The organism is Sphingomonas sp. CFBP8993 (genome assembly GCF_034044895.1).
In the GTDB taxonomy this organism is placed as follows: domain Bacteria; phylum Pseudomonadota; class Alphaproteobacteria; order Sphingomonadales; family Sphingomonadaceae; genus Sphingomonas.
The window spans coordinates 128,242-152,894 of record NZ_JAXCWU010000003.1 but is presented as its reverse complement, the minus strand read 5'-3'; the positions used below and the strand labels follow the sequence as shown (position 1 = coordinate 152,894).

Below are 24,653 nucleotides of genomic sequence, written 5' to 3'. Positions count from 1 at the left end.
CATGAGGTGGTTCCAGCGAAAGCCCCTCCCCTGAAGGGGAGGGGTGTCGCCCGTACGATCGCGAGGGCCCCTTCTCAGGAGGAATTCAGGTCAGACCGTCACCGCCTCGATCGGGGCACCGCCGCCCGCCCGCGTCCGCCAGATCGCCGCGCACCCTTGCGCATAGGGTTTGGCCAGCACGGTCGACACGGTCATGTAGCGCGCGGTCGCCGTGTCGCGGGTCAGCGTCAGGTGCAGCCAGCCCTTGTCGTCCTGATCGCAGAAGCGGACGGTGCGCGGATTCGCCGCGGCGATTTCCCGCCCGATGCCCGGCATCATGTCGCCCCAGGACGGGCTGGTGACCGAGGTTCCCGCGAACTCTGCGGCGACCAGCGTACCGTTTTCGTCGTACAGGTCGTTGGCCCAGGCGGCATGGCTGTCGCCTGACAGGACGACCGGATGGCTGCCCGCCCGCCGGAACGCGGCGTAAAGCCGCTCGCGTGCCGCGGGATAACCGTCCCAGCTGTCGAAGTTCAGCGGCAGGCCCGCGCGGTACGACGCCTGCGCTTCGCCCAGCCGCTGGCGCCCGGTTTCGGTCAGGCGCTCGGTCAGCTTGGCATAAGCCGCCGGGCCCATCTGCTTTTCCAGGTCGGGACCGTCGATCCGCGCCATGACGACCTGATTGCCGATCACCTGCCACGGCGTCCCCGCCTTGACCGACCGGGTCAGCGTCCGCTCGATCCAGTCGAGCTGGCCAGCGCCCAGCAATTCCCGCTCGGGCCGCGCGCGCTCGTTCATCATCGCGGCATATTCGTCGGGTGCGGGCGCATCGCCGCGACCATGGACCTGTTTCGACCGGGCGAGCAGCCGCGTCTCGACCATGACCAGGGTCGCCAGATCGCCGAACTCGAAGCTGCGGTTGATCGCCTCCCAGGGCTGGCCGGGACGCGGATCGCGGATCGGCATCCATTCGAAATAGGCCTGCATCGCCGCCGCCTTGCGCTTGCCCCAGTCGCCCTCGATGGCGGGCTGGTGATTTTCCGCGCCGCCGATCCAGTCGTCATTGGCGACTTCGTGATCGTCCCAGACGCAGATGAACGCGGTCCGGGCATGGGCCGCCTGCATATCGGGGTCGCGCTTCACCTGGGCATGACGCTGGCGGTAATCGGCGAGCGTCACGATCTCGTGCGCAGGCTCGGGCAGGCGGTTCAGCTTGCGGCCGATATCCGCGCCATATCCCTCGGCTCCATATTCATAGATATAGTCGCCCAGATGCAGCACCGCGTCCATGCGTTCGGCCTTGGCGATCGCGTCATAGGCATTGAACAGGCCGCCGGGGAAAAGCTGGCACGACACCACCGCCACCACGACGTCTTCGATCCGCCCGCGCGGCAGGGTGCGGAAGCGCCCCTCGCCCGAACGCGGTCCGCCGACAGCCTCGAACCAGTAGCGATATTCACGGCCCGGTTGCAGGCCGGTCACCTCGACCTTGGCGGTGAAGTCGCGTGCGGCGCGGGCGCTGACCCGCCCGGTGCGCAGGCCCACCGCATCGCGGCCCTCGACCGGCGCGACGTGCCAAGTCAGCGCGACATCGCCCCCCTGCCCCTCGACCGGGGTCGCGCGGGTCCACAGGATCGCACCATCGGGCGATGGGTCGCCGCTTGCCACACCATGATCGAACCGCACCGCAGGAGCCGCCGCCGCCGCCCCCATCGTCGGCAGGGCCAACGTCGCCCCGCTTCCCATCAGGGCCATCGCCCGGCGTCGGTTCATCATCGTCATCACTTGGGTCCTTTCGAACCCCCGGCTAGGCGCGCCGCACGACAGGGCGATGGCGGCGGCGTGACGTTTTGGAGACACCCGCACTTCGTCATGAAAACGTCATATTCGGTACATTAGTTCGTCATTCCTCGTGCCTATTGGCGCGGGATCAGAGTGCCGGGGGGGCACCAGGGGGACATATGACGATATCGATGATGCGCCGCGCCACGCTGGCGGCGCTGCTGACCAGCCTGTCGCAGGTGGCGCTCGCTCAGGCCGCCACGGCACAGGCGCTGATCCAGCCGAAGGACGACGAGTCCAAAGCGGACGACAGGGCCGACGTCATCGTCACCGCGCAGAAGCGCGAGGAGCGGATCGAGGATGTGCCGCTCACCGTCAGCGTCATGTCGGGCACGCGCATGGCGAACCTGGGCGTCAATTCGCTGTCCGAGGTCGCGTCCTATATCCCCGGCTTGCAGGTGCAGGAGCAGAGCGCCAACAATCCCGGCTTCGTGATCCGGGGCATCTCCTCGGACTCCGGTTCGGCCCAGCAGGGTGCGCGCGTCACCATCTACTACAACGGCATCGACGTCAGCCGGAAACAGGGCGCGTATCAGGACCTGTACGATATCGAGCGGATCGAGGTGGTGAAGGGCCCGCAGGCGACGCTGTTCGGCACCGCCGCCGCCGTCGGTGCGATCAGCATCGTCTCGGCCCGCCCCCATGCGGGAACCGAGGGGGGCGTCCAGGCCACCTATGGCAATTTCAATCGGACCCAGGTGTCGGGCTATCTGAACGCGGGCACCGACACGCTCGCCGGACGCATCGCCTTCGCGTACAAATATCGCGACGGCTATGTTCGTAACATCGCGGGCGACCCGAACGTCCCCAACCAGAATCAGGGCCGCGTCGACCAGGAGGACCTGAACGGCCAGGACCAGCGCGGCGTGCGCGGCTCGCTGCGCTGGACGCCGAACAGCTCGGTCACCGCCGACCTGGTGCTGACCTATGACGGACAGCGCAATCCGGGCACCGCGTTCAAGAGCCGCGTCTTTGCCCCCACCGGCGGCCAGACCGGCGATTATGGCTATGCCGAGCTGTCGGGTTCGCCCTTCTCAGCCGAGGCACTGGGCAGGCGCAAGCTGGGGCTGACCCGCAACGTCTATGACGCGAACCTGACGGTCGCGGTCGATGTCGCGCCGGGCATTACCTTCACCACCGTCAACGGCTATCGCCGCTTCGACGCGCTGGAGATCTTCGACGCGGACGGCGGCCCGGCCTGGTATCTGGAGTTCGGCGAGGATGCGCGCGGCGACCAGTGGAGCCATGAAGGTCGCTTCACCTTTGACGGCGCAAAGCTGCGCGCCGCCTTCGGATGGAACGCCTTTTTCGAGAATGGGCAGCAACACGTGCCCTTCTCGACCGAAGAAGGCACCTATCTGGCCTGTTCGGTCGCGCGCGACTTCGCACCGATCCGGCGGATCCTGAACGGGGCAGGCCTGCCGACCGGCACCGCCTGCGTCGCCGCCGACGGCACCATCCCGGCGACGCGCGCCACCGCGATCCTATCGCGCGGGACCGCGACCGTCCTGCCCTATAGCGCCAGCTTCACGAATGGCGGGCGGAACAACACCTATTCGATGTTTGCCGACACGACCTGGACCCCGACCCCCGCGCTGGAGCTGAGTGCCGGCGCGCGCATCCTGATCGAGGATCGCCGGTCACGCTACAGCTCGGTGATGCCGGACAGCCGGTTGCTGGCGGGCGCGGGGCTGTTCACCAGCCTGCTTGCCGCCGCGAACACCAAGGGCCAGATCTTCACCGCACAGCGCAGCTATGCCGCGATCCTGCCGCGCTTCAACGCGCTCTATCGGGTGGGTACGGACGTCAACCTCTATGCGACGATCAGCAAGGGCCGCCGCTCGCCGGTCGTCCAGTTGGATGCGCAGCGTATCGTGCCGCTGACCGTCGCCAATTCGGGTGCCATTCCCCGTCTCCAGGTCGTGCCCCAGGAAGATGTCTGGAATTACGAAGGCGGCATCAAGGGGCGAGTCGGCCCAGTCAGCGCCGCGGCCTCCATTTTCTATCAGCGCTATCGCGGGTTCCAGGTCTCGACCTTCGAGAACGGCCTGACCGTCACGCGCAGCGCGGGGTCGGCGAACAATATCGGGGTCGAGCTGGAGGGCGACGTCGCGGTCCATCGCTGGCTGAGCCTGTTCGCGACCTTCGCCTATATCGATGGCGGGATCGCGAACGACGCGGCGAACGGCGTGTTCGCGGGCAACCGTTTCCGCCTGCAACCCGATGTCACCGCCTCGGGCGGCGCGACCCTGCGCATACCGGTCGGCGATGCGGCGACCTTCTATGCCACGCCCAGCGCCAATTACCGGTCGAAGGTGTTTTTCGAACTGCCCAACAGCGAGGCGATCTCCCAGGGCGGCTATACGCTGGTCAACCTGCGCGCCGGGGTCGAGTTCGGCGAGCAGGGCCGCTTCCATGTCGGCGGCTTTGCCCGCAACCTGACCGGCAAGCGCTATCTGATCGACGCGGGCAATACCGGGGGCACGTTCGACACGCCGACCTTTATCGCGGGCGAACCGCGCTTCTACGGTGTGGAGCTGGGCGCGCGCTTCTGAACCTATCGGTCGTGATTAGTGTTACTTAACCGCTTCCTAACCCCCCTGCCCTAGGACGTCCGCATGGGGCCACGGGTTGGGAAGCGGATATCTTGCTGCGCGGGATGATCGGGGTGTTGGCGCTGGCGGTCGCGACCTCGTGCACGCCTGTCCGCCACAAGCCCGCGCACCTGACGCTCGACGTACCGCCGCCGACCGCGCGCACATTGCTGCGGCAGTTGGCGCTCGACGTGCCGGACGAGGATCTGCCCGATCCGTCGAGCGGCATGCCCCCGATCGAGATGGCCGCCGCCCCCGCGTTCAACGGCATCGCGCGCACCGCCACCGACGCGGCGCGCGCCGCCGAATGCCTGACCGCCGCCATCTATTACGAGGCACGCTCCGAACCGGTCGACGGCCAGCGCGCGGTGGCGCAGGTCGTGCTCAACCGCGTCCGCGACCGCGCCTTTCCCAAGAGCATCTGCGGCGTCGTCTATCAGGGCTCGGGCCGCCAGACGGGATGCCAGTTCAGCTTCACCTGCGACGGCTCGATGCTCCACCCGCGCGAGCCCGCCGCCTGGGCGCGCGCCGCCGCCATCGCACAGTCGGCGCTTGCCGGGCTGGTCTATGCGCCGGTGGGAGCCGCGACCTTCTATCACGCCAATTACGTCCTGCCGTGGTGGGCCAGCAGCCTGAACCGGATCGGCGCGGTGGGCAGCCATATCTTCTATCGCTGGCGCGGGGCGCTGGAACGCGACCTGTCCTTCCGCCAGTCCTATGCCGGGGTCGAACCCAGCATCGCTACGTCCACCCCCATGCTGACGGCGGCCGCCACGCCGCTGGCCGAGACGATGAACGGCGTCGTCATCCACCGGGGCGATCGGACACCCGGCGGCAATGCGGTGGCGGCGATTGCGGCACCCACGCCCATTACCACCGCCGGGGTGCGGGTCCACCGCAACGGCTTTTCCCATGCCGACACCGTTGACGCACACGGCGCGATCATCGGCGAGGAAAGCGATCCGGGCTGACCGGCAATCCCTTTTTCTTCCCTCTCCCCTGGATAGGGGAGAGGAACAGGTAAGCAATGCCAACCCGCTTTACGTGTAAGACCGGGTCAACGGCCGATCGCGTCGATCCAATCCGGCAGGTCGCCCAACCGATCGAGCTGGCGAAAGCGCGGATGGTCGACGGGGCTGTCCCCGGCCTCATGGCTCCAGGCGAGCGGTTGCGGGATATACGCCGCCCAAGCGCCCGCCTGCAGAGCGGGCAGCACGTCCGAGCGCATCGAGTCCCCCGCCATCACCGCCCTCTCGGGGGCCACGCCGTGCCGGGCAAAAATCCGGCGGAAGGTGTCGGGCGTCTTGTCGCTGACGATCGCGACATCGTCAAAACGCGAGCCCAGACCGGAAGCGGCGAGCTTGGCCTCCTGGTGCAACAGGTCGCCCTTCGTCACCAGGACCAGCCGCCCGCGCGTCTCCAGCGCGTCGATCGTCTCGGCAATGCCATCGAGCAGCGCGACGGGATGCGCCAGCAGCTGTCGCCCGGCCTCCAGCAGCCGCGCGACCAGTTCGGTCGACAGGGTCGGCCCGGCCAGTTCCACCGCCGTCTCGATCATCGACAGGGTAAAGCCCTTGGCGCCGTATCCGTACAGCCGCAGGTTGCGCGCCTCGCACGCCTCCAGCGTGGCCCGCGCCACCCGCGCCTCGGCAAAGGGGGCGAGCAGCCCGACCAGCGCCTCCTCCGTCTCGGCGAAGTGGCGCATATTGTGCCAGAGCGTGTCGTCCGCATCCAGGCAGATCAGCTCGATCGTCATCCGCGTTCTCCCGTCGCTTTGCGCAATTGCTGAAATCACAGCTCGCGGATGACGCGCAACCCCAGACGCGGCCGGAACCGCTCGCCGCGCGCCCGCTCGGCCCCGAGCCCGCCCTGCACGCCCAGCTTGCCGAAGGCGTGGTGGACCTGCGGCATCAACAGCCAATAGGCACCGTCGCCATTCTGCCGGTTCAGCTCCAGGCCCAGCACCGTGTCGGGGGTCAGGTCGTAGAAGGTCGAATGGTTGACGATGAACCCCGTCTCGTTGCCCTCGCGCAGGGTTACGTCGCCGAGGCCGACCATCGTCATCGTGCCCCACCGCTCGCCGAAGCGATTGCCGAGCAACCACAACAGGGTCGAGGTCCAGCCGCCATCCTCGCGGTCGTGCAGGCCCAGATACTGGACGCCGTGCACGCTTCGCCCGCCCCGGAACGTGCCCAGCCGCTTCTGAAGCCCCATCTTGTACTGGACGACGCGGTTGTCGATCAGCGGCAGTTCCAGCTCGACCGCCAGGCCGTTCGCCACCGCCAGCTCGACCTCGGGTGCCCATTCCAATTCGTGGCGCGGGCCGGTCAGGTCGCGCTGGGCCAGCGCATTGACCTCGATCTCGCCCGCCTTGGCGGTCAGCGGGCGGATCATGTCGAACACCATCGGCTCCGGGATATCGGGACCGCTCTGCGCGATCGCCGGGCGGCCCACAAGGGTAAGCGCCAGACAGCATAGGGCCAGGGCCCCCGAGCGGCAGATGACGAACATGATGAAACTCCCGGACATTGACGCACAACCGCGGTGCCGGGACGCGCCGTCCACGCCGGGTTCAGGCGTGGGGATCGTACCGCCGCGCGCCAGCCCCCATCGCCGCCTGGATGCCCGTGACCAGCGCATCCACGGTGAACGGCTTGGTCAGCAACTGCATGCCCGGCGACAGATGCCCGCTGTTCAGCACCGCGTTTTCCGCATAGCCCGTGATGAACATGACATTCAATTCATGACGTAATTCCCGGCCAGCCTCGGCAAGCTGACGCCCGTTCATGCCGCCGGGCAGGCCGACATCGGTGACCAGCAGGTCGATCCGCCGCTTCGACCGCAGGATGGCCAGCCCGGCGGCACTGTCCGCCGCCTCGATCACCCGGTATCCCATGTCGCGCAGCACATCGGCGATCATCAGGCGCACGGTGGATTCGTCGTCGACGACCAGCACCGTCTCACCCGACCCGGCCGCCGCGTCGAGCGGTGCAACCGGCCCCGCCTGGTCCTGTTCGACCGGGCCGTGATGGCGCGGCAGATAGAGATGGACCGTGGTACCCTTCCCCGGCGTCGACTCGATACGCACCTGCCCGCCCGATTGCTGGGCAAAGCCATAGATCATGCTGAGCCCCAGGCCGGTGCCCTGCCCCAGCGGCTTGGTGGTGAAGAAGGGATCGAACGCCTTTTCGATCACGTCCGGGGTCATGCCGGTGCCGGTGTCGGTGACGCACAGCACCAGATACTCGCCACGCGGAATGTCGGCAAAACGTGCATTGGCCTCGTCCAGGCGGCGATTGACCATCTCGATCGTGATGCGCCCGCCATCGGGCATCGCGTCGCGCGCGTTGATGCACAGGTTGAGCAGCGCGTTCTCAAGCTGCGGCGCGTCCACCAGAATGGTCCACAGATCCTCGCCAGCCTCCGTCTCCAGCGTGATCGCGGGGCCGACCGTACGGCGGATCAGATCGGCCATGCCCGCGACGAGCATGCTCGCGTCGGTCGGACGCGGGGCCAGCGTCTGCCGCCGGGAAAAGGCGAGCAGCCGGTGGGTCAGCGCCGCCGCGCGCCGGGTCGCGCCCTGTGCGGCGTCCATATAACGATCGACATCGCTCACCCGTCCCTGCGCCAGCCGCAACGCCATCAGTTCCAGCGACCCGGAAATCCCCGCGAGCAGGTTGTTGAAGTCATGCGCCAGCCCACCGGTCAGCTGGCCGACCGCCTCCATCTTCTGGCTTTGCCGCAACGCCTCCTCGGCGCGCATCAACTCGGCGGTGCGATCGGCCACGCGCTGCTCGAGCTGGTCGGTCAGCGCGCGCAGTTCGGCGATGGCGGTATCGCGTTCGGCCTCCAGCGCGCGACGGACGCCGACATCGATCAGGACGCCGGGAAACTGCAACGGTGTGCCATCGGGCGCATGGTCGACCCGGCCGATGGCATCGACCCAGTGATAGCGCCCGTCATACCGCCGGACGCGATACTGGTGCGTATAGGCACCACCGCGTGCGATCGCTTCCTGCACCGCCTCGGCCAGTCCCGGACGGTCGTCGGGATGGACCCGCTCGGCCACCTCCACGACATCCAGCCCCTCATGCCCCAGTGCGGGATCGATCCCCAGATGGCGGGCGAACGGCTCGTCCAACGTGAAGCGATTGGTCGGCAAATCCCAGAACCAGGTGCCGATGATCGCCCCGGCTTCCAGCGCCAACTGCACCCGCTCGCCGTTCAGCCGGGCGCGCGCCTCGCTCTCTCGCCATTGCTGTTCGACACGGACCCGGTCGGTAATGTCGAAGCTGACGCCGGGGAAACGGACGCAGCGCCCACTGTCGTCGAAGATGCAGCGCCCATGGGCCGATACCCAGTGCTCGCGGCCGTCCGGCTGGACCAGCCGATATTCGGCGGTGAAATGCCCCTTCGTCGCACCGTCGCCAGCACCCGACATCGCCACCGCGATACTCTGCTGGACGCTGGCGAGGTCGTCGGGATGGATGCCCCGAAAGAACTGCGCGATGGGCATACCCGCCTCCGCCGCCGCCGGGTCGACCCCGTACATCACGGCGAACCGCCTGTCCGAGCGGACCGAGTCAGACAGCACGTTCCAATCCCAGAGGCCGATACGCGCGCCCGAATTGAGCGCCAGGTCCAACCGCTCGTCCGCCTCGCGCCGCTGCCGCTCGGCCAGGACACGCGCCGTCGTCTCGCCGGTGACGCAGATCATGCCGGTGATCGTCCCGGCATCGTCGAAGACCGGGGAATAGGAAAAGGTCCAGTAGCTTTCCTCGGGCCGCCCCTCACGCGCCAGGTCCAGCCGCATGTCGGTGACCTGAAGCACCTCACCCGCCAGCGCCTTGTCGACCAGCGGCGCGATCTCGTCCCAGATGCTGCCCCACAGGATACGGAACGGCGTGCCCATCGCCGTGGCCGCGCGATAGCCCAGGATCGGGCGATAGGCATCATTGTAGAACGACACGAGTTCCGGCCCCCAGACCAGATACATCGGCACCGGGCACGCCAGCATCGTCACCAGCTGGCACCGCAACGCCGCGGGCCAGGTCTGCGGCGCGCCCAAGCTGGTCCGGGTCCAGTCCAGGGCCCGGATCTCGTCGACCACCTTGCCAGAGACGCCGTGGAGGAAGTCGAATGCGGAGGAGTGCGTCATCACACCGTTCTGCAATACGGCGGGCCTATGCGCCAGCGCTGGTTGCATAATCGCGGCGGGCGCGAAACCGACCCTTTTGCATCGCGATGCCGCCCCGATCGCAAAAAGCCGCAAAAGGCACGGCTGGGCTGATCTGTCCGAGTGACAGGCCCGGCCCGGCGCACTACCCCGGCAGGCGTGACGGCGATCCGCAGCCTGTTCGCGCAACGCCATCTTGCCGTGCTGCTCTGCGCGGCGGCGCTGCTGCTCAAGCTGATCGTGCCGACGGGCTATATGGTCGGGGCGGTCGATGGCGGCATGGGCATCGTGCTGTGCCCCGGCAGCGCTCCCCTGCCCTCGCCCAGTGGCCATCACGTGATGCCGGGACACGACGCGACCGCGCATGTCGCGACCGGCCATCCGCCGGGACATAGCGACAAAGGCCATGGTCGCGACCTGCCCTGCGCCTTTGCTGGGCTTGCCGCGCCAGTGCTGGCGGCGACCGATCCGATCCAGATCGTCCTGCTGATCGCCTTCGTGATGGCGGCGGGCATTGCCTGGGGCACGCCCCTGCGCCGCCCCGCCGTCCCACGCTCCCGCCCGCCGTCACGCGGCCCCCCAGCGCTTTCCTGACCGCCAGCCCCGACGCCGCTTCTTGAAGCGCGTCCCGGATTCTCGTGCCCGCAATACACCGGGCACCGGCCGAAAGCCCTGTTCCATGTCCGTTACACACCCACCGCGACCGACCGGCTCCCGCCGCGCGGCGTTCCACCGCACCATCTGGCGCTGGCATTTCTGGGCCGGCCTGCTGGTCGCGCCGATCCTGCTGATGCTCAGCCTGACCGGTGCGATCTATCTGTTCAACGACGAGTTGAACGACGCCATCTACCCCGAGCTGCGCTTCGTCCCGCCCCACCGCGACACCGTGCCGATGTCGCGCATGATCCAGTCCGCACTGGCCGCCTATCCGGGCAACGCGTCGCGGATCGACATGCCCGGCAGCGCCGATCGCGCGGTGGTGGTCTTCGTCCAGCCGGACACCGGGCCGCCACGCCGCGTCGCGGTCGATCCCGGCACCGGCCGCGTGCTGGGCAGCGTCGTCTATGACCGGACCCTGATCGGCTGGGCCGATGCGATGCACCGTTCGATCCTGATGGGCGTGTTCGGCGAACGCCTGGTCGAGCTGGCCGTATGCTGGGCGCTGGTGTTGCTGGCGTCGGGCCTGCTCCTGTGGTGGCCGCGTGGGCGGTTCCGGGCAGCGGGCACCCTCTGGCCCCGTCTGTCGGGGCGCGGGCGGCGGTTCTGGCGCGATCTGCATGGACCTGTCGGCCTGTGGAGCGCGGTGCTGATCGCCTTTCTGATCGTCACCGGCCTCCCCTGGGCCGGGGTCAGCGGGCCGCTGCTGCAAGGGGCCAGCGACGCGCTGGGGATCGGCTATCCGCCGTCTTTCCGCCAGTACAACATCCCCGACAGCCAGCCGATGAAGACCGCCTTGGGCGAGGTTCCCTGGACGCTCGGGAACGCACCGCTTCCCCGCTCGACCATGCCGCAGGGGCACGCCGACCACCGGCCCGCCGCGCCCGGCATCACCCGCGATCCGGCGGTGTTGCGCGGCACCGATCGCGTCACCCATGTGCTGGCGGAACATGGCTGGCAGGGCAGTTACCGCCTGTTCCTCCCCAACGGGCCGCGCGGGGTCTATACCGTCTTCACTTATCCCGACCGCCCCTCGGGCCAGCAGACGCTCTATATCGACCGGTACAGCTTTCGCCCGATCGGGCCCGAGGTGCGCTACGCCGATTACGGGATCGTCGGTCGGGCGGTGGAGTCGGGCGTGCAGTTGCACATGGGCAATTATTTCGGGCGCGCGAACCAGCTGCTGATGCTGCTCCCCTGCGTCGCGATCTGGGTCCTGACGATCAGCGGTATCGCCATGTGGTGGAAGCGACGCCCGGCGGGACGCATCGGTGCGCCGCCGCCGGTGTCCGGCGCACGGGTCGGCGGCCTGCTCGCCACGCTGGTGGTGGCGGGGATCGTCCTGCCGCTGTTCGGCGCCTCGCTGCTGGTGATCGGGACGCTCGACCGGCTGGTCGTCTGGGGCCGACGTCGCATGGCGGTTGAACACGGATGACGCGCAACCGTTATCCCGCAAACAGCGAAGGATGACGGTCATGACGGACAGTAGCAAGAATGGCGGACTCTCGCCCCTGGTCGCCGGAGGTATCGCCGCAGGCGTGCTGGGGCTCAGTGCGCTGATCGGGCGGCGCAACGCGCCCGATCCGTCGCATCCGCGTATCCGCCGCTGGTACGCAAAGCTGGACAAGCCCGGCTTCACCCCGCCCGACAAGGTATTCGGCGCGGTATGGCCGGTGCTGGAGACGCTGGCGGCGGTCGGGGGCTATCGCCTGCTTCGCGCGGAACCCTCGCCCCGGCGCAATGCGGCGGTCGCCCTGTGGCTGGGCAACAGCGCGATGATCGGCGGCTGGACCGAATTGTTCTTCCGCGAGCGTCGCACCGGCGCCAGCACGGCGGCGGCGGGAGCGATGGCGGTCGGCGCCGGGGCGCTCGTCTCCACCGCCTGGAAGGTCGATCGCCCGGCGGCGGCCAGCGTGGTGCCGCTGGCCGCCTGGCTAGGCTTTGCGACGCTGCTCGCCGAGGAGGTGTGGCGGCGCAACAACAATCGATGACAGAAACGCCCCCGAACGTGAAATTTGCATGAACTCTTCATGAACTATTCCACTTGGGAAACGTTCGGGGGCGATGCGGGGGACATGCATCACCACCTTAGCCGTCACGGCCTTTTTGCTGGCAGGATGCAACACGCATCAGTCCACACTGGCCCCATTCGGCGCGGACGCGGCCGATATTCGGCATCTTTTCATCATCATGCTGGTCGGGGCGGTGATCATCGCGGGCGGTGTCGCGCTGCTGATGCGCCACGCGGTCCACGCCCCCGAAGGCGCGATCGACCATCGTCGGGGCATGCGCGTCGTGTTGTGGCTGGGCGGTGTCATTCCGACGATCGTGCTGCTCGGGCTGCTCGCCTATTCGCTGCCCTATATGAAGCCGCGCCCGGTTTCGCCCGCCGACCTGACCATCGCGGTCGATGGCGAGCAATTCTGGTGGCGGGTCGCCTATCGCCCCGCCGGGGGTACGCCCGTCGCCAGCGCGAACGAGATTCGCATCCCCACCGGCCGCAACGTCGCCTTCAAACTCAGCGCGGGCGACGTCGTCCACAGTTTCTGGATTCCGGGCCTCGCGGGCAAGATGGACATGATCCCCGGCCGCATCAACACGCTGGTCGTCCGCGCCGAAAAGCCCGGCCGCTATCGCGGGCAATGTGCCGAGTTCTGCGGGCTTAGCCATGCGTTGATGGCGTTCGACGTCATCGCCATGCCGCCCGCCGCCTTCGACGCCTGGTTGGCCAACGAAGCGCGGCCCGCCCGCACCGGCGGCGATGCGGCGGGTGCCAAGCTGTTCGCCGACAATGGGTGCGGCGGTTGCCACACCGTGGCAGGCGTCACGGCGCCCAGCCGGATCGGCCCCGACCTGACCCATTTCGGTGCGCGTCGCACGCTGGCGGCGGGTATCCTGCCGATGACCCCGGCCAATGTCGCAGGCTTCATTCGCCACCCCGAAAAGACCAAGCCCGGCGTTCGGATGCCGTCCTTCCCCCAATTATCGGATGACGAGGCCATGGCCCTCTCCCGCTATCTTCAGGGCCTGAAATGAGCCTCCACGCGCAGGACGATCCCCAGCTTCGCGCCGCCCAGGAAGACCGGCTGCGCGAGGTGTGGAAACCACCCTCCGGCCTGTTCCTCCGCTGGACCGACACCAACAACAACCGCGTCGGCGTCTGGTACACGCTGACCGCGTTCGGCTTCATGCTGTTCGCGGGCGTGCTGGCGCTGATCATGCGCACCCAGCTGGCGGTGCCCGACAACGATCTCGTCTCGGCGAACACCTTCAACCAGCTGTTCACGCTGCACGGCTCGATGATGATGTTCCTGTTCGCCGTGCCGATGTTCGAGGCGGTGTCGATCATCCTGCTGCCCCAGTTGCTGGGCGCGCGCGACCTGCCCTTCCCCCGCCTCTCGGCCTTTGGTTACTGGAGCTTCCTGCTCGGCGGCGTGTTCGTCGGCGGCTCGATCTTCTTCAACGCCGCGCCCGATGGCGGCTGGTTCATGTATCCGCCGCTGACCACCCGCACCGACCTGTCGGGCCTGGGCGCCGATATCTGGATGCTGGGCCTGTCCTTCATCGAGGTGTCGTCGGTCGCGGCGGCGGTCGAGTTGATCGTCGGTGTGCTGAAATGCCGTCCGCCGGGGATGCGGCTGAACCTGATGCCGCTCTATGCCTGGTACATTCTGGTCGTGGCGGTGATGATCCTGTTCGCCTTCCCGCCGCTGATCGCCGGCGACCTGTTGTTCGAGATGGAGCGGCTGCTCAACTGGCCCTTCTTCGATGCGGCGCGTGGCGGCGATCCGCTGCTGTGGCAGCACCTGTTCTGGATCTTTGGCCATCCGGAAGTCTATATCGTCTTCCTGCCCTCAATCGCGCTGTTCGCGATGATGATCCCGACCTTCGCGCAGCGCCATCTGCTCGGTTATCCGTGGATCGTGCTGGCCGCCGTCGGCACCGCCTTCCTGTCGTTCGGCCTGTGGGTCCACCACATGTTCGCGACCGGCCTGCCCAAGATCAGCCTGGCCTTCTTCTCGGCCGCCTCCGAAGCCGTCGCGATCCCGACCGGCGTGCAGATCTTCGCCTTCATCGCCACGCTGTGGGCGGGCAAGGTGAAATGGTCGACGCCTTTGCTCTACGCATCGGGCAGCCTTGCGGTGTTCGTCATCGGCGGCCTGACCGGGGTGATGGTCGCGATCGCGCCGTTCGACTGGCAGGCGCACGACACCTATTTCATCGTCGCGCACCTTCATTACGTGCTGATCGGCGGCACGCTGCTGCCGCTGTTCGGCGGGCTCTATTATTACTGGCCGCTGATCACCGGCAAGAAGCTGTCGGACCGGCTGGGCCGCATCGCCTTCTGGATCATGTTCGTCGGCATCAACCTGACCTTCTTCCCGATGCATCTGTCGGGGCTGGAGGGGATGCCGCGCCGCGTCTTCACCTACCCGGAGGAACTGGGCATCGGCTGGCTGAACCTGGCCTCGACCGCCGGGTCCTATCTGTTCGCGACCGGCGTGCTGGTGTTGGTTATCGACCTCGCCTTGTCGCCGACCCGCGCGAAATCGCCGCGCAATCCCTGGAATGCGGGCACGCTGGAATGGCTGGCGCATCCGGATGACGAGGACTGGGGAATCCGTTCGGTGCCGCTGGTCGAAAGCCGCTATCCGATCTGGGACCAGAAAAATTTCGTCGCCAAGGTCGATGAAGGCCGCTTCTTCCTGCCCGATGCCGAGGAAGGTCGTCGTGAGACGATCATCACCTCGGTGCTGGATGCCAAGCCCGTGTCGGTGATCCGCCTGGGCACCCCCAGCGTCAAGCCGATGGCGACCGCCGTCGCACTGGGCAGCGTGTTCATCCTGACCACCTATCACCTGTACCTGATCGCGGCGCTGGGCGGCGTGGTGACGCTGGGCTGTATCCTGTGGTGGTTGTGGGACACAGCCGAGATTCCCGAAAAGCCCGAAAAGCCGATCGGCCACGGCATGCGCCTGCCGCTCTATATCTCCGGACCCGCCGCGCCCGGTTGGTGGGCGATGTTTATCACGATGATGGCGGACGCGACGGCATTCTCGGGCCTTGTCTTCGGTTATTACTTTTACTGGACCGTGCATCCCGATTTCGGGTCCGGCTTTGCGGGCCCCGGCATCGGCGGGCCGATGACCGCGCTGGCCCTGTCGCTGGCCAGCTGGGCGGCGACGCTGGCCGCACGCGAGGTCCATGCGCGCGGCGGGGTGACCGCCGCACGCGGCCTGCTGATCGCCGGGGCCGCGACCGCCATCGCCAGCCTGTTCGCCGGGATCGCCTGCCTGAACGGGCTCGACCCGACCGCCAATGTCTATCCCGCCATCGTCTGGGTGCTGGTCGTCTGGACTGTCGTCCATGCCGCCGTCGCGGCGATCATGCAGCTCTATACGCTGGCGCGCAGCATCGCGGGCAGGATGACGCCGACCTATGATGCGGACATCCGCAACATCACGGTCTATGCGCATTTCTTCGCGCTGACCGCGATCGTCACCTATCTGACCATCGGCCTGTTTCCGGAGACCGGGCTATGAAGCGCTGGCTGAAGGGCGCGCACCGCCTGCGCGTCACCCTGTGGACCCTGATCGTCCCGCCGACCGCCTGGGCGGTGCATTTCCTGTTTTCGTACATATGGGCGGCGATCAGTTGCGAGAAGATCGGCGAGTGGGCGCTGTTCCCCACCGCCTTCGCGATCGGGACGGTCGTCGCCCTCGCCATCATCGCCGCATCGGGCGTGATCGCGTGGCAGCAGTCGCGCACGCCGGGCGATCCGCCGCCCCATAACGAGGGCACCGATATCGACCGCCTCCGCTTCCTGGCCTATTCGACCATGTTGCTGGCCGCGCTCAGTTTCATTGCGGTGATCTTTACCGCTTTGCCCGTCCTCATGCTCAACGATTGCCGATGAAGCGCGCCCCCCTGATCGCGGGCTTGGCGCTGCTACCCTTTGGCTGGGCGTTCAGCGGCTGGGGCATGACCGGCCATATGATAGCGCATATGATCGCGGTCGCGGTCGCAGCACCGTTCCTGGCGCTGGGCCTGCAAGGCTCGCGGTTCGACCCGGCCGAGCGCTGGCCGCTTTTGACCACTCCGCTGGTGGCCGCCCTGATCGAGGCGGTGATCGTCTGGGGCTGGCACGTGCCGTCGCTGCGTCGTCTGGCCGACCATGCACCCCTGTGGCTGGCCGCCGAGCAGATCAGCTTCCTCGCCGCCGGGCTGTTGCTCTGGGCGGCGGTCCTCACCCCCCGCCACCGCGCGGCGGGTATTGCGGCGCTGCTCGTCACCTCGATGCACATGACCTTGCTCGGCGCGCTCATCGGCCTAGCGCCGCGGCCGCTCTACAGCCATCACGGTGCGGGCGCGCTGGATGACCAGCAGATGGCGGGTGTCGTCATGCTGCTGGTCGGTGGCGTCGCCTATCTGTGCGGGGGGCTCGCAATGCTCGGCCGCCTGCTTCAGATGCCCAAGGAGGCGCACACATGACGATCCGCATCACCTGGAAGCGGGTGCTCGCGACCCTGATCGGCCTGGCCGCGCTGGGCATGGCCGTCGCCTGGTCGGGCGTGATCAGTCTCGCCGCCTCCAGTGGGCACTGGCCGATCACCGACTGGTTCCTGCACTGGGCGATGCGCAACTCGGTGCGTACCCATGCCGCCCTGACCGCGCCGAACGACCCGGCGGACGCCACCGGTCTGGTCAGCGCGGCGGGGCATTTCAGCAATAGCTGCGCGGTGTGCCACGGCGCGCCTGGCCACAAACCCGCCCCCGTCATGCAGGCCGCCACCCCGCCAGCACCCGACCTGGCGATCAACGCGCGTGAGTGGACCGACAAGCAGCTGTTCTGGATTCTCCAGCACGGCGTCAAATATACCGGCATGCCCGCCTGGGCCGTACAGGATCGCAAGGACGAGGTGCGGCGCATGGTCGCCTTTGTCCGCCGCCTGCCCGGCATGACGCCCGCCCAATATGAGGCGCTGGTCGCCAAGGCCTCGCCCAACGTCGACCCGGATAATTGCACCGGTTGCCACGGCACCGACGGTCGGGGACGCGGCAGTCCCGACATTCCGATCCTGGGCGGCCAGAGCCCCGAATATCTGCTCGCCGCGCTGAAGGGCTATGCCAACGGCACCCGGTCGAGCGCGGTGATGCAGCAGGTCGCGATGCGGATGGAGCCCGCCGCCATGGAGGCTGCGGCACGCCGCTTCGCCGCCATGCCGGGGCTAGGTGCGAGCCCAGCCGGCGATCCCGCCGCCGCCCGCATCGTTGAACGCGGCCTGCCCGAGCGCCAGTTGCCCGCCTGCGCCAGCTGTCACGCCCCCGGCAAGCCCTATCCGGTCCTTGCGGGCCAGCGCGCCAGCTACATCGCGGAGCGCCTGCACCACTGGCAGGGCGACAAGAACGTAGTCGACGCGCGCAAGAGCCACGCGACGATGCCCGTCATCGCGCGCCGTATCCCCAAGGACATGATCGATCCGATCGCCCGTTATCTTGCCGGGGAAACGGCCGCTCGGCCTTGAGCGTCGCACACCACCCCGGCCTTCGCCGGGGTGGCAGGACGATAGCTCAGGTCAGCCGGATCGGACACGGAAAGGCGACCGGCAACTCCTGCATTTGCTGGATGTGTCGCAGCTGTTTTGCACGACTTATGGCAGGATGACATGAGGTGTGCTCCCCCTCCCCTTCTGGGGAGGGGCCGGGGGTGTGGCGCTTCCGCGAGTGCCGCGCCTTTGGCGAGGCGCCACCCCAACCCCTCTTCTGAAGGGGAGGGGCTCGCCTTGGTTCAACACGATGTCATCACGGTCCAGGCGGCCGAATGATCGCCGCCCGTATTGCCTGCACGCGCCAGATGACGGCGTTCGATTCTTCGCTGACGGAACGGGCCGAACGATCGATTACGTCAGGCAGCCTGTGCTTCGAGAAGCCGATGCGCTTCTCAGAGGATTCCTACTGAAGACAGGCACCGCGACGGATTCTGAACGTCGAGGTCACGCCCATTTACACCAGCCAAGCGCATGGGACATGGCCGATGCGAGGACTAGGGTAATATCCAAATGTCGGGAGCCGGTCGTTCTCGGACCATTCCCGCCTGGCCTGTAGCCTCTGGGGAATGGTGGGCGCGACAGGGATTGAACCTGTGACCCCACCCGTGTGAAGGGTGTGCTCTACCGCTGAGCTACGCGCCCGGTGAACCGGAGGACGGGCCTTTAGGCGGCGGTCCGCCGCCTGTCCAGCCCCAAAATCACCAATTTAGTTGACCGAGTCCTTCAGCAGCTTGCCCGGCTTGAACTTGGGCTGCGACGAGGCCTTGATCGTCATCGGCTCGCCGGTGCGGGGGTTGCGGCCGGTCGACGCCTTGCGCTTGGAAACCGAGAAGGTGCCGAAGCCGACGAGGCGGACTTCATCGCCCTTCTTGAGCGCGGCGGAGATCGATTCGAACACCGCATCCACCGCCTTGACCGCATCGCCGCGCGCAAGGCCCGAGGAATCGGCGACGGTAGCGATCAGCTCCTGCTTGTTCATTCCATAACCCCCTATGATTTCGACGATAAACGACACAGGACTCGGTGCCGTCCAAATATTAAGGCAACGATAATGACGCGACGGATGGGGCTGTCAAACCCCGTCGTCATGTCCATGGCGAACGATGACGCAAACAGAAGAGCATGTCATCCCCATGACATCGTTTGAAAAGGGCCGCCGATCATAAGACCGGCGGCCCCCTTCTCACGACGGTCAGTGGTGACGCTCGCCCCCGACCGCCGGGATCGGCGCTGGCGGCAGCGCCGCCAGTTCGTCCGCATCGGTCCAGTCGATCGCCTCCAGCGGCTCGACCAACGTCAGGCGCAGCACCTCATCGACATGCGCGACGGGCACGATCTTCAGGCCGTTCAGGATGTTGGCGGGGATGTCCGCCAGATCCTTCTCATTCTCCTGCGGAATGAGCACGGTGGTGATGCCACCGCGCAGCGCCGCCAGCAGCTTTTCCTTCAATCCGCCGATCGGCAGCACGCGCCCGCGCAACGTGACCTCGCCGGTCATCGCCACGTCCTTGCGCACCGCAATGCCGGTCAGCGTCGAGACGATCGAGGTGACGAGGCCGATACCCGCGGACGGACCATCCTTGGGCACCGCGCCCTCGGGCAGGTGGATATGGATGTCCTTGCGGTTGAACAGCGACGGCTTGATTCCAAAGCTGGGGCTGCGCGCCTGGACGAAGCTGAAGGCGGCCTGCACCGACTCCTTCATCACATCGCCCAGCGTGCCGGTCGTCTTCACCTGGCCCTTGCCGGGCACCGTCACCGATTCGATGGTCAGCAGCTCGCCGCCCACCTCAGTCCAGGCGAGGCCCGTGACCGCACCGATCTGATCCTCCTGCTCGGACAGGCCGTGGCGATATTTCTGGACGCCCGCGAACTCGTGGAGATTCTCCGGCGTGATCGTCACCGACGTCACCTTGCCCTCCAGGATCTGACGCAGCGCCTTGCGCGCCAGACGCGCAATCTCACGCTCCAGCGTTCGCACACCCGCCTCGCGGGTATAGCGCTGGATCAGCGCGCGCAGGCCCTCCTGGGTCAGGGTGAACTCGCTGTCCTTCAGGCCGTGCGTCTCGACCTGCTTCGCAACCAGGTGCCGCTCGGCGATCTCGACCTTCTCGTCCTCGGTATAACCCTCCAGACGGATGATCTCCATGCGGTCGAGCAGCGGCTGCGGCAGGTTCAGCGTGTTCGCGGTGCACACGAACATCACGTCCGACAGATCGATGTCGATCTCCAGATAGTGATCGTTGAACTTGGCGTTCTGCTCCGGATCGAGCACCTCGAGCAGCGCCGAGGCGGGATCGCCCCGGAAATCCTGGCCCAGCTTGTCGATCTCGTCGAGCAGGAACAGCGGGTTGGACGTGCCGGCCTTTTTCAGGTTCGTCACGATCTTGCCCGGCAGCGAGCCGATATAGGTGCGGCGATGGCCCCGAATCTCGGCCTCGTCGCGCACGCCGCCCAGCGACTGGCGGATGAATTCGCGCCCGCACGCCTTGGCGATCGACTGGCCGAGCGACGTCTTGCCGACGCCAGGCGGGCCGACGAGGCACAGGATCGGCCCCTTCAGCTTGTTGGTGCGCGCCTGGACGCCCAGATATTCGACGATCCGGTCCTTCACCTTTTCCAGCGCATAATGATCCTGGTCCAGGATCGCCTGCGCCGCCGCGATGTCCTTCTTCACCTTGGACTTCTTGCCCCAGGGCAGGCCCAGCAGCACGTCCAGGTAATTGCGCACGACCGTCGCCTCGGCGCTCATCGGCGCCATGGTCTTCAACTTCTTCAGCTCGGCGGTCGCCTTGGTCCGCGCTTCCTTCGACAGCTTGAGCGTCGCGATCTTCTGGGTCAACTCGGCGATCTCGTCGCCATCGCCATCCTCGCTCTCATTGCCCAGCTCGCGCTGGATCGCCTTCAGCTGTTCGTTGAGATAATATTCGCGCTGCGTCTTCTCCATCTGGCGCTTGACGCGGCTCTTGATCTTCTTCTCGACCTGCAGGACGCCCAGTTCGCCTTCCATCAGGGCATAGGCCATCTCCAGCCGCTTGGCTGGATCGGTCTCGACCAGCAGCGCCTGCTTGTCGGCGACCTTGACCGAGATGTTCGCGGCAACCGCATCGGCGAGCTGCGAGGCATCCTCGATCTCGCCCAGCTGAACCGCGGTTTCGGCGGGCAGCTTGCGGTTGAGCTTCGCGTAATTCTCGAACTGGTCGACGACCGAGCGCATCAGCGCCGCGATCTGCGCCTTGACGCTGGCATCGACCTCGACCTCCTGCTCCTCCAGCACGGTGGCATCGGCTTCGACTTCGGTCAGGTCGATCGTCGCGGTCAGGAAGGCGCCCGACTCGTCGAGCTCGGACAGGCGGCCGCGCGTCTTGCCCTCGACCAGCACGCGCACCGTGCCATCGGGCAGCTTCAGCAACTGCAGGACGGTGGCGGTCACGCCGATCTCGTACAGATCCTCGCGCGAGGGATCGTCCTCGGCCGGATCGAGCTGTGCCACGAGGAAGATTTCCTTGTCCGCCGCCATCGCCGCTTCCAGCGCCGCGACCGATTTGTCACGGCCGACGAACAGGGGCACGATCATGTGCGGGAAGACGACGATGTCACGCAGCGGAAGGACGGGATAGGACTGGTTCATGCAAACTCCGGTCGGCCCTCACCGGGGCCTCTTCGCCTTACTATATGGGGAGGGTTGCCGATCCATCAATTCCCGTTGCGACAAGGTGACGTGGTGACACGCGGTCGGGTGCTTGCCAAGACGGCTGTCTTGCGCAACACCATGCCCCATGAATCGTATACGGAATGGCGCCCGCGCGCTTCTAGCCTCCTCGCTGCTGTCGGCTTTCCCCGTAGCGGCGCAGACGTCCCACCCGCTTCCCGGCAAGGGTGAGCCGCCGCTGACCGCCCAAACGCAGATATCGGGCGGGGTCCGCCCGGCCGAACAGCTCGCCATGCGCTTCGACAGTGCCGACCTGTCGTTCGAGGTGCTGCCCGACACGCGCGAGCTGAACGGCGTCGCCGTGCTGGTCTTCACCGCCAAGGCCCCGCTTGCCCGATTGGTCATCGACCTGGACAAGAACCTGCCGGTCCGCGCCATCGCGATCGACGGCAAGCCGCTAAGGCCTGGCCAATGGTCGAATCCGGAGGGACAGCTTGTCGTCACCCTGCCCCGCCCGCTCCGCACCGGCCAAAAGGTCAGCGCGAAGATCACCTATGGCGGCACACCGCACGTCGCGGTCCGCGCGCCGTGGGATACCGGTGTCGTCTGGGCGAAGACGCCGGACGGCCGCCCCTGGTTCGCGACCACGGCGCAGGGCTATGGCTGCGACCTGTTCTGGCCATGCCTCGACTATCCGATGGGCGAACCGGGCGTGGTCACGCTGCACATCACCGTGCCCAAGGGGTTGAAGGCGCCGTCCAACGGCGTGCTGCTGGGCGTCGATACGCTGGCCGATGGTCGTACGCGGTGGAATTGGCGGACGAAGCACCCCAATACCTATGCCATCGCGCTGAACGTCGGGCCCTATGAAGTCGTCGAGGGACGCTACAAGAGCCGCTTTGGCAACACGATCCCGATGTTCTATTGGTATCTGCCGGGCGAGAAGGCCAAGGCCGAAGGCCTGTTCGCCGAATTCGCGCCGACGCTGGATTTCTTCGAATCGACCATCGGCCCCTTCCCCTTCGGCGACGAGAAGCTGGGCGTGGTAGAAACCCCGCACAAGGGCATGGAGCACCAGACGATCAACGCGTACGGCAACGAATATGCCAAGGCGCCGGAGGGCTTCGACTGGCTGTTCCAGCACGAGTTCAGCCATGAATGGTTCGGCAACCAGCTGACCAATGTCGACTGGGACGATTTCTGGCTGCACGAAGGCTATGGCAGCTACATGCAGCCATCCTATGGCCGCTGGCGCGAGGGCGAGGCGCGCTATGCGGTGATGATGGATGCCCAGCGCGGGCAGATCGCCAACAAGGCGCCCATCGTCCACGACCACAGCATGACCGAGCAGGATGTCTATGAAGACGCCAAGGGCGGGCCCGGCCTGGACATCTATATGAAGGGATCGTGGATGCTGCACACGCTCCACAACCTGATCGGCGACAAGGCGTTCTGGGACGTGACGCGGCTCGCCGTTTATGGCCGGACCGACCCGAAGCCGGGGAATTTCAGCCCGCGCTATGGATCGACGAAGGAATATGAGGGGTTCGTCCGGCAGGTGACGGGCAAGGATTATGGCTGGTTCTTCGACGTCTATCTGCGTCAGGCCGCCCTACCCGAGATCGTCGAGACGCGGGTGGGCGACCGCCTGACGCTGACATGGAAGGTGCCGGGCAATGGCCCCTTCCCGCTGCCGGTCGAGGTGCAGGTCGGCGATACGACCCAGACGCTGCCGATGACCGACGGGACCGGCACGCTGACCGTGCCTGAGGGCACGCATGTGGTGGTCGATCCCTGGGCCAAGATCCTGAAGCGCTCGGTCGCGATCGAGCAGTTCCGGGCATGGAGGGACGAGCAAGCGGCGAAGAGGAAGAAGGCGAACTGAGCGCCCTTCCACTCCCCACCCCCCGTTCGCACTGAGCGACGTCGAAGTACACGCACCGAGCCCCTGTTCCTGGCGGCATTCGGCCAGTGGCCTTCGACTTCGCTCAGGCTGAACGGGCGTTGCGGTGCCGCGTCTACGGCACCACCGTCACGAACAGATACGCCGCGAAGATCACCAGATGCACCGCCCCACCGAGTATGGTGGTGCGCCCATTGCCCAGCGTCAGCGTGATGGTGAACAGCGACAGCACCAGCAGGATCATCTCCTTCGCGCCGATGCCCAGCGCCAGCGGCAGGCCGAGCATCAGCGACACGATCGCCACCGCCGGGATGGTCAGCCCGATCGTCGCCAGTGCCGACCCCAGCGCGAGGTTCAGGCTGGTCTGGAGCCGGTTGCGCTTGGCCGCACGGTACGCCGCCAGGCTTTCGGGCGCGAGGACCAGCGCGGCGATCACCACACCGACGATGGCGAGCGGCAGGCCCGCGCCCAGGATCGCCGCCTCGACAATCCCCGACAGCCCCTTGGCCAGCAACACCACGCCGACCAGCGCGACCAGCAGCATCCCCAGCGCCGCCCAGGCCGCGGCGTTGGTCGGCGGCTGGGCATGGGCGTCGGCTGGCATATCCTCGTCGGCGGGCAGGAAATAATCGCGGTGGCGAACCGTCTGCACCATCACGAAGGTGCCGTAGAGGATCACGCTGACCAGCGCGACGAAGATCAGTTGCGACGGCGCATAGGTCGGCCCCGGTGCCGACGACACATAATTGGGCAGGACGAGCGACAGCACGACCATCGCGGTCAGCACGTTGAGCGACGCACTCGCCCCGCGCAACGAGAAACGCTGCTCGCCATGCTGCACGCCCCCGGCCAGCAGGCATAGGCCGACAATGCCGTTCAGGATGATCATGATCGCCGCGAACACCGTATCGCGCGCCAGGCTGGAGGCGTCGCCCGCGTCCGACAGCATCAGGCTGACGATCAGCGACACCTCGATCACTGTCACCGCGACCGCGAGCACCAGCGTGCCAAAGGGTTCGCCGACCCGGTGCGCGACCACTTCCGCCTGATGAACCGCCGACAGCACGCATCCGATCAGGATGATGGCCGCGACGATCACCCCCGCCGTGCCCATCTTGTAGAGCGACACCGCGATGGCGATCAGGCCGAGAGCCGGAAACACCACGGTCCACCACGGCATCAGCAGACGCTGAAGCAGCGCGCGCTTCTGACCGGCGGTGACGATGGCGTCGGGTTCGCTCATTCTGGAGGGGCCTTTCGTGACAGGACGGGAATCATGACGTGTCTGTCATGCCAATGC

19 protein-coding genes and 1 tRNA gene are annotated in these 24,653 nt (G+C 66.9%); 12 read left to right on the top strand and 8 right to left on the bottom strand.

The features are described 5' to 3' along the window. Nucleotides 1–90: 90 nt before the first annotated feature. Nucleotides 91–1,761, bottom strand: coding sequence for an alkaline phosphatase D family protein (locus tag SOM26_RS06930; protein ID WP_320452001.1), 1,671 nt, complete (start codon nt 1,759–1,761; stop codon nt 91–93). A gap of 194 nt (nt 1,762–1,955) precedes the next feature. Here SOM26_RS06930 and SOM26_RS06925 point away from each other — a divergent pair, with 194 nt between their 5' ends. Both SOM26_RS06925 and SOM26_RS06920 read left to right on the top strand, forming a co-directional pair. After that, nucleotides 1,956–4,376: a TonB-dependent receptor gene (locus SOM26_RS06925; RefSeq protein ID WP_320452354.1), complete on the top strand. Its 2,421-nt coding sequence runs from the start codon at nt 1,956–1,958 to the stop codon at nt 4,374–4,376. A 104-nt stretch (nt 4,377–4,480) separates the two neighbouring features. Next, entirely contained in the window at nt 4,481–5,386 is a 906-nt protein-coding gene (locus SOM26_RS06920) for a cell wall hydrolase (RefSeq protein WP_320452000.1), read from the top strand. 86 nt (nt 5,387–5,472) lie between these two features. On the opposite strand, the gene SOM26_RS06915 is transcribed toward SOM26_RS06920, so the two are convergent. The 3 genes from SOM26_RS06915 to SOM26_RS06905 all read right to left on the bottom strand — a co-directional run bounded on the left by SOM26_RS06915 (nt 5,473) and on the right by SOM26_RS06905 (nt 9,573). Continuing rightward, complete coding sequence (locus SOM26_RS06915) at nt 5,473–6,171, bottom strand: HAD family hydrolase (RefSeq protein ID WP_320451999.1); 699 nt, start codon at nt 6,169–6,171, stop codon at nt 5,473–5,475. A gap of 35 nt (nt 6,172–6,206) precedes the next feature. Beyond that, on the bottom strand, nt 6,207–6,926 hold the full coding sequence (locus tag SOM26_RS06910) for a hypothetical protein (protein WP_320451998.1): 720 nt from the start codon (nt 6,924–6,926) through the stop codon (nt 6,207–6,209). Between the two features lie 61 nt (nt 6,927–6,987). Next, on the bottom strand, nt 6,988–9,573 hold the full coding sequence (locus tag SOM26_RS06905) for a PAS domain-containing hybrid sensor histidine kinase/response regulator (protein WP_320451997.1): 2,586 nt from the start codon (nt 9,571–9,573) through the stop codon (nt 6,988–6,990). 177 nt (nt 9,574–9,750) lie between these two features. Here SOM26_RS06905 and SOM26_RS06900 point away from each other — a divergent pair, with 177 nt between their 5' ends. From SOM26_RS06900 to SOM26_RS06860, 9 genes are all read left to right on the top strand, one after another. Continuing rightward, a complete protein-coding gene (locus SOM26_RS06900; RefSeq protein WP_320451996.1) occupies nt 9,751–10,185 on the top strand; it encodes a hypothetical protein in 435 nt (144 codons plus the stop codon). Between the two features lie 85 nt (nt 10,186–10,270). Then, on the top strand, nt 10,271–11,683 hold the full coding sequence (locus tag SOM26_RS06895) for a PepSY-associated TM helix domain-containing protein (protein WP_320451995.1): 1,413 nt from the start codon (nt 10,271–10,273) through the stop codon (nt 11,681–11,683). Nucleotides 11,684–11,723: 40 nt separating this feature from the next. Further along, nucleotides 11,724–12,239: a TspO/MBR family protein gene (locus SOM26_RS06890; RefSeq protein WP_320451994.1), complete on the top strand. Its 516-nt coding sequence runs from the start codon at nt 11,724–11,726 to the stop codon at nt 12,237–12,239. 73 nt (nt 12,240–12,312) lie between these two features. Further along, complete coding sequence (gene coxB, locus SOM26_RS06885) at nt 12,313–13,284, top strand: cytochrome c oxidase subunit II (protein WP_320451993.1); 972 nt, start codon at nt 12,313–12,315, stop codon at nt 13,282–13,284. Continuing rightward, nucleotides 13,281–15,791 carry a cytochrome c oxidase subunit I gene (ctaD, locus tag SOM26_RS06880; RefSeq protein ID WP_320451992.1) on the top strand — a complete coding sequence of 837 codons (2,511 nt, stop codon included), beginning with the start codon at nt 13,281–13,283 and terminating at the stop codon, nt 15,789–15,791. The genes coxB and ctaD overlap by 4 nt, the downstream gene beginning before the upstream one ends. Continuing rightward, nucleotides 15,788–16,165 carry a hypothetical protein gene (locus tag SOM26_RS06875; protein WP_320451991.1) on the top strand — a complete coding sequence of 126 codons (378 nt, stop codon included), beginning with the start codon at nt 15,788–15,790 and terminating at the stop codon, nt 16,163–16,165. Before ctaD ends, SOM26_RS06875 begins: the two co-directional genes overlap by 4 nt. Then, nucleotides 16,162–16,740, top strand: coding sequence for a cytochrome c oxidase assembly protein (locus SOM26_RS06870; RefSeq protein ID WP_320451990.1), 579 nt, complete (start codon nt 16,162–16,164; stop codon nt 16,738–16,740). The genes SOM26_RS06875 and SOM26_RS06870 overlap by 4 nt, the downstream gene beginning before the upstream one ends. Beyond that, nucleotides 16,737–17,774 carry a c-type cytochrome gene (locus SOM26_RS06865; protein WP_320451989.1) on the top strand — a complete coding sequence of 346 codons (1,038 nt, stop codon included), beginning with the start codon at nt 16,737–16,739 and terminating at the stop codon, nt 17,772–17,774. The genes SOM26_RS06870 and SOM26_RS06865 overlap by 4 nt, the downstream gene beginning before the upstream one ends. Nucleotides 17,775–18,070: 296 nt before the next feature. Then, nucleotides 18,071–18,208 carry a hypothetical protein gene (locus tag SOM26_RS06860; RefSeq protein WP_320451988.1) on the top strand — a complete coding sequence of 46 codons (138 nt, stop codon included), beginning with the start codon at nt 18,071–18,073 and terminating at the stop codon, nt 18,206–18,208. A 157-nt stretch (nt 18,209–18,365) separates the two neighbouring features. Here the strand turns inward: SOM26_RS06860 and SOM26_RS06855 are convergent. The 3 genes from SOM26_RS06855 to lon form a co-directional block, all read right to left on the bottom strand. After that, nucleotides 18,366–18,440, bottom strand: a tRNA-Val gene (locus SOM26_RS06855). A gap of 64 nt (nt 18,441–18,504) precedes the next feature. Continuing rightward, nucleotides 18,505–18,804 (bottom strand): HU family DNA-binding protein, encoded by a 300-nt coding sequence (locus tag SOM26_RS06850; protein WP_320452353.1) that lies wholly within the window; start codon nt 18,802–18,804, stop codon nt 18,505–18,507. A gap of 186 nt (nt 18,805–18,990) precedes the next feature. After that, a complete protein-coding gene (lon, locus tag SOM26_RS06845) occupies nt 18,991–21,429 on the bottom strand; it encodes an endopeptidase La (RefSeq protein WP_320451987.1) in 2,439 nt (812 codons plus the stop codon). Nucleotides 21,430–21,577: 148 nt separating this feature from the next. Between lon and SOM26_RS06840 the strand changes: the two genes are divergently transcribed. Continuing rightward, nucleotides 21,578–23,335: a M1 family metallopeptidase gene (locus SOM26_RS06840; protein WP_320451986.1), complete on the top strand. Its 1,758-nt coding sequence runs from the start codon at nt 21,578–21,580 to the stop codon at nt 23,333–23,335. A gap of 133 nt (nt 23,336–23,468) precedes the next feature. Here SOM26_RS06840 and SOM26_RS06835 read toward each other — a convergent pair whose 3' ends face one another. After that, nucleotides 23,469–24,596, bottom strand: coding sequence for a calcium:cation antiporter (locus SOM26_RS06835; RefSeq protein ID WP_320451985.1), 1,128 nt, complete (start codon nt 24,594–24,596; stop codon nt 23,469–23,471). Between the last annotated feature and the right edge of the window lie 57 nt (nt 24,597–24,653).